We start from the raw sequence: 8,362 nt of genomic DNA on the forward strand, positions 1-8,362 counted from the left end.
GGCGGCCAGCAGGCTGTCGAAGCCGGTGGGATCGTCGATGCGGTGGCAGCCCCGCGGCAGCAGGCCCGCCGCGGGGCTGGCCTGCACATCGGCCAGCCGTTCGGCGTGGAACACCAGCGCCACGGCACCGCTCACCGTGAGCGCATGGTCGATCTCCCGGGGTACATAGCGGTAGTTGAGCGGGGTGAGCACGAGGCCGCTGCGCAGCCCCGCGAGGTAGTGAACCACCAGTTCCACCCGGTTCGGGATCAGGGAGGCGAGCCGGTCACCCCGCTGCAGCCCCAGCCGCCGGTAGGCCCGGGCCAGCTGCTCGGCCCGGCGATCGAGATCGGCCCAGCCGATGGTGTGGGCGAGGTCGTGCAGGGCCGGGGCCGCGGGGTCGCGCCCGAGGCCCACCTCCAGGAGGCGATCGAGGTTGAGGGGTGGAGCCAGGGGCGGACCGTGGTGGGGCATGGGATACCGCGCGCGCTTTCACTTTGCCTACCGCGGCTGCGGAGCGGCGTTGGAGCAGCCGCTCACGGGCACTGGATGGTGCGCTCTGAGCCGGAAGGCCTGCTGAGGGCCCCGATCTCCGGCTCCGAGGGCCTCTGATCAGCGCGATCCCCGCACCACCGGCCATCAGAGCTCAGCCTGAACCACCTGTTCCAACTGGTGAGCCAGGGATGGAATGCTCTCGGCAATGATCTGCCAGATGGTGTCCTCCTCCAGGCCGAAGCAGGCATGAGCCAGAACATCGCGGAGGCCAGCAATGCGTCGCCACGGCATCGAACACCAGGTCATCATTGAGACAGTGCTGCTTCGTGAGATCGGCGCTGTACCGGATCGCCTTGGTGATGCACGTCGGCATGTCCTGAAGAAACAGGGTCCAGTCGCAACCCCGGCGCTGATCAGGGCAACGGAACGGCCTCCTGCTCGATCTGCCGCCGCAGTTCAGGGCGAAGACCGCGGCGGGTCACCAGGTCCACTCGGGCGCTGAGCAGGTCTTCCAGGGCCCGCTTGTGAGGTCCATGTACTGCTCTGAGCTGCTCTGCAGCCCTGCCGCGCCGTGGATCACGGAGCCGAAGACGCGAAGATCCCGGCCACCCCGTGGGCGGCTGGGAGTGCAAGGAAGAGCGAGGCTCACGCCGTTCCCCACATCCGGAACTCCACCTGCTGAGAGATTGCCTGAAAGTCCTTGACGGTTGTCAGCAGTCTCAGCTCATAGCGCTGGCAGAGTTGGAGCAAGCAGGGCATCGATGGTGCCGATCTGGATCCCTCGGCGGCGGCAGTCATTGCGGATTTAGGCTGCTGCCATGTGGTCACGCCGGTCCAGTCCTTCTGCACAGTGAGGCTTATCGGCCTATCGGGACAGTTCACGTACCCGGTTAAGCTGTCGCCGGTGTCATGACGATCCTCTTGGCCGCGAAGTTCTTTGCGCCGATCCAATTGGCCGAGTCGTCGGTGATCCACGACAAGAATCCAGCCTGGCTGTTCGTTCTCACCAGGTTGGCCAGTGGCCAGGGAGATGCGAACCCGCTTCGGATTCCGGCAGGACCAACACAGCCCGCCATCGGGCTCCACACCTGGTCACAGGCGCGGCACGAAGGCTGCCAAGGCGATCCTCCTCAGCCAGCCGCCATCGAACGGGTCTGCCGGTAGCGGATCATCGCCGTGCGGATGACATCAACGCCCATGGTCAAGACGAGCTTCCGCTTCTGATGGGTCACTCCTGGCTTCTGATGGACCCCTTCTGAATCGAGGCCTCACCCGCTCGTGGCAGGAGCACGGATCCCAGCCATGGCCGCATCCATCAACCTCTCGATCGCACCCTCCATCTGGAGGCTCTCAATCGCCTCATTCAACAGATTCACGAGATCTAACCTTCCCTTCTTCACGGCAATGCCGAAGGGCTTCGGATCGAACCGCTCGCCGATCGCAATGATCTCAAAGTCGTCTGGATGGGGAGATGCATCCTTCAGACACGTCAGATTGATCCGGTCATTGGATGCTGCATCGGCGTCGCCTCGCGCCACCGCCTCCAGGTTTCCGGCACTCAACGGAGTCTCGACCAGCGTGGTGCCCGGGAGTGAGGCCAGAGAGGCCCGCATGCGGCGGATCGAAACCGAACCCGCTGTGGCGGCAATGCGCTTGCCCGCCAGATCTTCGAAACCGTGGATGCCGGATCCCTTCCGCACCAGGATCGCCTCCTCCGTCACCCAGTAGGGGACGGTGAAGGCAACCTGTTCAGCACGATCCGCTGTGATGGTGAGCTGGGACACCACGCAATCGACGCGATCATCCTGCAGCGCCTGGATGCGCTGATCGTCGGTCACCTGCACGAAGTCGACACGATCGCCGGAGCCCAGAAGCTTTACCGCAATCGCTCTGGCGAGATCAGGCTCGAAACCCTCGATCGCCCCGGTCTGAGGGTTTTTGTAGCCCATGCCGGGAATGTCGTAAGAAACACCCACGGCCAACCTCTGCCTCGATTGAAGCGATTCCATCCATTCCTCCCAGCATTGCTTCAGGGGTGAGGCGCAGATCAGCCGCTCCCAATCAACAGAGTATCTCCTGCCAGTTCCATGGGGGTCTCCCGATCAGGGATCCCTAGGGGAAGGGCACCCCCTGGGTTTCCAGATACACGGCATACACCGACTGACTCGCCGTGATGAACAGTCTGTTCCGCCGGCTCCCGCCGAAACAGAGATTGGAAACCACCTCCGGAAGGTGGATCCTGCCGATCAGCTCTCCCGCAGCAGAGAACACGCAGACACCGTCGAGGCTGGGATCGGCCCAGCCGCTGCTCACCCACACATTCCCATCCAGATCGCACGCCAGGCCATCCGCCATGGCAGGCCCCATGTCGCAGAACACGCGCCCATGGGCCAGCCTTGCATTTTCGATCACGTCGTACACCAGGACCCGGCGCGGATGGCCCGGCTTGTGGGAGGCACCCGTGCCGTGTCCGTGATGTAGAGCTGCTGGTAATCCGGCGAAAAGCAGAGCCCGTTGGGTTTCTCGATGTCGTCTGCCACCACGCTTGCCTCGCCGGTCGCCGGGTCGAGCCGGTAGACATTGGCGGGCAACTCGAACGCAGCGCGGTTCCCCTCGTAATTCACAAGGATGCCGTAGCCGGGATCGCTGAACCAGATGTGGCCATCCGGGTGAACCACCACATCGTTGGGTGCGTTCAGCCTCCGGCCCTGATATCGATCCATCAGCACGGTGACGCTGCCGTCGTACTCGGTGCGGGTGACGCGCCAGGAGGCATGTTCGCAGCTGATCAGCCGCCCCTGCCGATCGCGGGTGTTGCCATTGCAGTAGTCGGACGGACTGCGATAGACACTCACACGATCGTTGTCTTCACACCAGCGCAGGATTCTGTTGTTCGGAATGTCGCTCCAGAGCAGGTAGCGACCATCGCCGAACCACACCGGCCCCTCGGTCCAGCGGGCGCCGGTGTGGATCCGTTCCACCGCTGCATTGCCGAGCACGTAGCGCTGGAACGCAGGGGCAACCACTTCGATGGCGGGATCCGGGTAGTGCACCGGGCCTGCCCGCCAGTCCCCGTTTGTCGCCGGCGTCATCACCGCTCCGCACCCCATCACCGTTGTAGCCATCGGCTGGTGGACGGACCACTGGCACCCGGGGATGGTTCAGGATCCAGCGGTCCTTCAGCCAAGCCGGCCCTGGATCCGCACGAGGAGCGCCAGCAGCAGGGCCAGCACAAGCAGGCTCAGCCCCAGCGGCACCTGGCTGCCGCCGTGCAGAGCCACGGCCAGGGCAACCAGCAGGGCCGTGCCCTCCTGCTGCAGGAAGCCGGTGAGCGCTGAGGCCTGACCGGCCCGTTCGGGAAAGGCCTGCATCGGCAGAGCCAGGCCGAGCGGCACCACCACGCCCACACCCACGACCACCACCAGCATCGGCAACAGCAGGCTGAGCGGATCGAAGCGGCCCGCCAGGCCGAGCAGCAGCATCACGGCGGCGCCGCCCACCGAGGTGGCCGCTCCCGCCCAGAGCAGGCGCTGCTGACCCAGACGCTCCACGTTCCAGGTGAGCGCCAGTGAGCCCAGCAGATAGGCGGCGCTGAGCAGGAGGTTGAGGTTGCCGTAACCAGCGGTGCTGAACCCGAAGCGGCGCTCGAAATCGAAGGGGCTGGCGGCGTCGTAGCCCGCCACCAGACCTGTGCCGAGGGTGGCGATCAGCGCCGGCACCAGGAAGCGGGGATCCCTGAGAAGCTTCCCGTAGCCCGGAAGCAAGCCCCGGAGGTTCCACTGGGTGGTGGGAACGGGAGGGCGCACACGCGTTTCCGTCAGGTTCCGTGCCAGATAGGCATAGGTGAGGCCGCCCAACACGGCCAGCAGCCCGTCGTCACCGCGCCAGGAGCCGAGCCGGCCGATCCAGCCCCCCAGGAACGGCGCCACCCCCAGGGCCACGGCGTAGCTCATGGCCACAACCCCCATCGCTCGGGCCAGCTCCCTGCCGCTGGCCACATCCCGCAGACAGGCCCGCGACACGCTGGTGCCGCAGCCAGCGGCCACCCCCTGCAGCAGTCGCAGCACCAGCAGGGCCCCGAACCCGGGCACCATCACCAGCGCCAGACTGATCAGGCTGTACAGAGCTACACCGCCAAGGGCAACCGGTCGACGCCCATGGCGGTCCGCCAACGGCCCCCAGAGCAGTTGGGACAGGCCGTAGCCGAGCGCATACAGGGTGATCGATCCCTGGGCGTCGGCGTCACTGACGCCGAACTCCGCGGCCATCGCCGGCAGTGAGGGCAGGGCCATGAACAGCCCCGCCTGCCCAAGAGCGAGGCCCAGGCAGGCGTAGAGGGTCTGGGGCCGACCGGGCGCAGCAGCGCGTGGGATCATCCGAGGAAACACTCCAGGCGGGCCAAGGATCAGGAGGGCATCAGCTTCGTCGCCTCTTGATTAGGAATGGTTCAGTGGTTCTGATTCTGATGCGCCTCCTCCGCACGCAGAGGATCCTCACTGACACGTCCGGGCCTGAGGCGTTCCGCTGGAAAGGTTTCGAAACTGCGATGACGGGCGATCAGCAGGCCAGGAGTTCTGCGTGGGTATCGACCCTGCTGTGGGTCCAACAGCGAGGGGAGCCGGCAAGCTTGTTGCCTTCGCCGCCATCCAGCTGGGTTGCCAACCTGATCCGGACAACTCCAACCATCCAAAGGTGGGCATGAAACCCTCAGCGGCAGCTCAGATGACATCCCTGATGGCGGCTTCCTCCAGGACTTGGAGGTGATCTTCTCGATGCCGCAGCGCAAGAGCGGCAGCCAGCACTTTGGCTCGCGCCTGCTCTGGCTCGCCGATGCAACCCTTCCGCTCTGATGCAAAGGATCTGCCGGAGCTCTGGAGCCTGGGGTAATGGGCGTGGGCGCCGGAACACGGCGCCCGAGGAGGCGACGAACTCAACCGGATCGAGGCCGGAGCCAACTACGGCTGCTGATCTCAGGCAACAGGGGCCAGCGGAGCACCGGTCGAGTCCACATTCCAGGGAAGGTCGAGGACCACGGAGCTGCAGCTTCCATCCTCAAACCGGATGGTCAGTTGAACCTTGCCGGCGATCTCACGGACCCTCCAGCCATATCCATGCTGCTGCTTGGTGGCGACCAAAAGATAGACCACCCACCTCACGCTGGGGCAGTTGGAGAAGGTCAGACATGGGCGTCATCGCCACTCCTCCCGGCAAGAACTCCATCGTAAGCGTGGTCAAAGCCGGGCAAAGGGACTGAAGAGATGGATGCCCATGAGTCAGGTGGTCAAGCGGCTGATCGACGCCGAGATGATGGGCGTTCAATGCCTAACAACCAATGCCTTCCGACTCAGCTTGATGAGGTCATGGGTTTCAAGCAACCGGTTCAGCTCCGGCAGAACGAAGCAACAGAGCGGTGAGATCCTGGTTGCCGATGTTACCCGTGGCCACAAGCAGAAGCCTGGCGGGAGTGCCGCGCAAGAGATGACTGCGGACGACATCTGCATCCTTACAGAAGACAATCCTCACAGCGATATCGTCAATGGAGGAAATCATGTTGTCAGCGCTAAGATTCCCGTCATGTAGATCAAGGGTGTGTAGGACGTCGCAACCCACTTGTTCCAGCGGCCGAACGAGCGATCGTGGCAACTGGGCATCCAGCAGGATCCTCATGCAGAGAGGAGGTCAACCCGCTGAATCCGGGAAAGCTGGGTTGCGTACTCAAGCACTGCCGTGATGTCTTCAGCCTCGAGACCTGGATAATCAGCGAGAATGTCAGCCGCACTCATCCCTGCTGACAACAGTTCGAGCACCATCTCCACGGGATAACGCAACCCGCGGATGGTTGGCTTGCCATGGCAGATCTCAGGGTTGATGGTGATGCGCCCAAACTGGTCTGTCATGACGGTGGTGTGCAGGCCAGCTACGGCCACCACGAAGCAGGCTGAGTCTTCTGCGCGCCGGAGAGCAGCGGCCGGGTGCTGCTGGAGAACAAGCTGGCGCTCTGCATCGCCGATGCCTACCCGGTGAGCGAGGGGCACAGCCTGGTGATCCCTCGTCGACATTTGGTGGACGGGATGGCTCATTCCAATGGCAACGCCAGCGCCAGGGCCGGCCAGTCATCCTTGTCGCGGACCCTCGCCAGGGCCTCCTCCCTGGCCGACCCCAGCACGCTGTTTTCCACAACCTGGACCATCAACAGCATGGGCGTCTTTTCCGCCAGGCCTTGAAGTCGGCACTGAGCTCGTCTTCGCTCAAGCCGAGACGCTCCAGTTCAGCCTGCATCAGCCGGCCAGCCTCCAACACCTTGTCCCGATCACTCAGGTTGCCTTGCTGGGGCAAGGGCACGTAGAGGCCCCTGGCTCAGACCACCAAGCCAAGGATCTGCCCCACGATCGCCAGCGCCTCCTCCAACTGGGAGTCCTGCAGACGTCCGATTGGATGGGGGCGTGCACCCCTGGCGCGCCAGTCGAAGGATTTGAGTTGCTGGCACAGCACATAGCGATGGGCACCCGGCCGATCGGGGATGGGGCCCAGATCCACGGCAAGGGTGGAACCACGGTTGGTGGGAGCTGAGGTCATCGCGCAGCCCACAACCAGGCCCACGGTGGAGTGGAAGGAAGCGGTGGACAGCACCGCAAAGGGATGGTGATCCTTCATCTCGCGGCCGGCCTGGGGGTTGTGGTCGATCCAGATCACGTCACCGCGATCGGGCACCCACGCCTGGCCTCCTCGGCGGGGGCTCACTCGACGACCTCAGCTCCGAGGGGAGGGAAGGCCATGGCCTCCGTGGGTTCGCCAGGCATGGGCTCGTAGGCCGCCAGCCGTTCGGCCAGAGACAGGCGAGGCTGAACCGGCCGGATCAGTACCCCACCGTCCACGACGGAGAGTTCCACGGCCTGATCTTCCTGCAGCCGAGCCTCCCGGGCGATGGCTGCAGGCAGGCGAATGCCAAGGCTGTTGCCCCAGCGGCGCAGAGCCTGGCGCGAAGGGGTGGCGGCCATGGACATCAGGTGTTTAGACAGAAGTATAGACGCCTCAGGCAGCTGGGGCGGCACAGCCACGCCTGGAGCCGGGTTGGCTGCAGCCGGCAAACGCCCACACCAGAAGGGATCCCTCCAGGGGCGCCAGCCTGACGGGCCGCACAAAACCACGCCTGGCCCACACGCCCGGGCCCGTGGAACGGCAGGGCCTACCGGGAGGGGCGGTTGCTGGATGGCGCTCTCTGAGCCGGAAGGCCTGCTGAAGATCGCCACTGCCGACCTGGAGACGGCTGAAGCCAGCAGCCCAGGCTCCCCAGCGGCACAAGGCCGATGTCGGATTCAGCGATAGCTGAGGAACTCCTGCACAGTCATGCCGATGTCTTTCGCGATTTGACGGAGCAGCGGTGGCGCAATGTCGCGACCCTTGTGGGCAGGAACGGTGGTGCAGCGGCCACCTCCGATGGCGTGAGAACCGGGGTTGAGCCCACGCTCAGGCAGGCACCACGATCTGCTGCAGGCCCACGAAATCGCTCTCCAGGACAGGCTCGCCGTCTTCCAGCAGCATGGCGATCACCTCCTGGAGGTTGGCCTGCAGTTCATCAAGGGTCTCCCCCTGGCTGTGGGCGCCGGGGAAGCCAGGAACGTGGCCCACGAGCAGACCGGTGTCGGGACAGCGCTCGATCACGGCGGAGAACGTGCGCACAGTCTCAACCACTCGAGGTTAATTCATCGTAGGCAGACGGCCAGAGGTGGCCGAGGGGGGCCAAGGCTTCGCCAGTGGGCTTCCACTCCACCAGTGCCACTACCGTCTCAGCCCGCAACCTTCGCCCCATGCCCCCACACCCCTCCCCCACCTACGAACGCCCCCGCGACTACATCGCCAAGCGGATCCCCATGAGCCACATCTACCA

12 protein-coding genes and 2 pseudogenes are annotated in these 8,362 nt (G+C 64.7%); 2 read left to right on the forward strand and 12 right to left on the reverse strand.

All coding sequences use genetic code 11. The features are described from left to right. The 6 genes from VB716_RS01125 to VB716_RS01145 form a co-directional block, all read right to left on the reverse strand. Nucleotides 1-453, reverse strand: a 453-nt coding sequence (locus tag VB716_RS01125) for a class I adenylate-forming enzyme family protein (protein ID WP_323269507.1), incomplete at its 3' end; no start/stop codon positions are given. Between the two features lie 165 nt (nucleotides 454-618). Beyond that, nucleotides 619-783 carry a DUF86 domain-containing protein gene (locus VB716_RS17380; protein WP_416238066.1) on the reverse strand — a complete coding sequence of 55 codons (165 nt, stop codon included), beginning with the start codon at nucleotides 781-783 and terminating at the stop codon, nucleotides 619-621. A 959-nt stretch (nucleotides 784-1,742) separates the two neighbouring features. Next, entirely contained in the window at nucleotides 1,743-2,450 is a 708-nt protein-coding gene (locus VB716_RS01130) for a transporter substrate-binding domain-containing protein (protein WP_323269508.1), read from the reverse strand. A gap of 136 nt (nucleotides 2,451-2,586) precedes the next feature. Next, nucleotides 2,587-2,895: an SMP-30/gluconolactonase/LRE family protein gene (locus tag VB716_RS01135; RefSeq protein WP_323269509.1), complete on the reverse strand. Its 309-nt coding sequence runs from the start codon at nucleotides 2,893-2,895 to the stop codon at nucleotides 2,587-2,589. After that, a complete protein-coding gene (locus VB716_RS01140; RefSeq protein ID WP_323269510.1) occupies nucleotides 2,883-3,599 on the reverse strand; it encodes an SMP-30/gluconolactonase/LRE family protein in 717 nt (238 codons plus the stop codon). Before VB716_RS01140 ends, VB716_RS01135 begins: the two co-directional genes overlap by 13 nt. A 54-nt stretch (nucleotides 3,600-3,653) precedes the next feature. Then, nucleotides 3,654-4,850 (reverse strand): MFS transporter, encoded by a 1,197-nt coding sequence (locus VB716_RS01145; protein WP_323269511.1) that lies wholly within the window; start codon nucleotides 4,848-4,850, stop codon nucleotides 3,654-3,656. Between the two features lie 547 nt (nucleotides 4,851-5,397). Here VB716_RS01145 and VB716_RS01150 point away from each other — a divergent pair. Next, nucleotides 5,398-5,442, forward strand: a pseudogene (locus VB716_RS01150) (hypothetical protein); the annotation flags it as partial. Nucleotides 5,443-5,841: 399 nt separating this feature from the next. Here VB716_RS01150 and VB716_RS17385 read toward each other — a convergent pair. After that, a complete protein-coding gene (locus VB716_RS17385) occupies nucleotides 5,842-6,141 on the reverse strand; it encodes a DUF5615 family PIN-like protein (protein WP_416238067.1) in 300 nt (99 codons plus the stop codon). Beyond that, nucleotides 6,138-6,371: a DUF433 domain-containing protein gene (locus VB716_RS01160; RefSeq protein ID WP_323269513.1), complete on the reverse strand. Its 234-nt coding sequence runs from the start codon at nucleotides 6,369-6,371 to the stop codon at nucleotides 6,138-6,140. The genes VB716_RS17385 and VB716_RS01160 overlap by 4 nt, the downstream gene beginning before the upstream one ends. A 72-nt stretch (nucleotides 6,372-6,443) precedes the next feature. Here VB716_RS01160 and VB716_RS17390 point away from each other — a divergent pair. Further along, nucleotides 6,444-6,530, forward strand: a pseudogene (locus tag VB716_RS17390) (HIT family protein); the annotation flags it as partial. A gap of 20 nt (nucleotides 6,531-6,550) precedes the next feature. Here the strand turns inward: VB716_RS17390 and VB716_RS17395 are convergent. The 4 genes from VB716_RS17395 to VB716_RS01180 form a co-directional block, all read right to left on the reverse strand. Then, nucleotides 6,551-6,673 (reverse strand): PIN domain-containing protein, encoded by a 123-nt coding sequence (locus tag VB716_RS17395; RefSeq protein WP_416238068.1) that lies wholly within the window; start codon nucleotides 6,671-6,673, stop codon nucleotides 6,551-6,553. 158 nt (nucleotides 6,674-6,831) lie between these two features. Further along, complete coding sequence (locus VB716_RS01170; RefSeq protein ID WP_323269514.1) at nucleotides 6,832-7,185, reverse strand: type II toxin-antitoxin system PemK/MazF family toxin; 354 nt, start codon at nucleotides 7,183-7,185, stop codon at nucleotides 6,832-6,834. Between the two features lie 26 nt (nucleotides 7,186-7,211). Then, nucleotides 7,212-7,472, reverse strand: coding sequence for an AbrB/MazE/SpoVT family DNA-binding domain-containing protein (locus tag VB716_RS01175; protein WP_323269515.1), 261 nt, complete (start codon nucleotides 7,470-7,472; stop codon nucleotides 7,212-7,214). A gap of 469 nt (nucleotides 7,473-7,941) precedes the next feature. Further along, the gene (locus VB716_RS01180) at nucleotides 7,942-8,154 is read right to left on the reverse strand and encodes a type II toxin-antitoxin system HicB family antitoxin (RefSeq protein WP_323248698.1); all 213 of its coding nucleotides are present in this window, start codon (nucleotides 8,152-8,154) and stop codon (nucleotides 7,942-7,944) included. Between the last annotated feature and the right edge of the window lie 208 nt (nucleotides 8,155-8,362).

It is taken from the genome of Synechococcus sp. CCY9201 (assembly GCF_034931105.1).
Classification (GTDB): Bacteria; Cyanobacteriota; Cyanobacteriia; order PCC-6307; family Cyanobiaceae; genus CBW1002.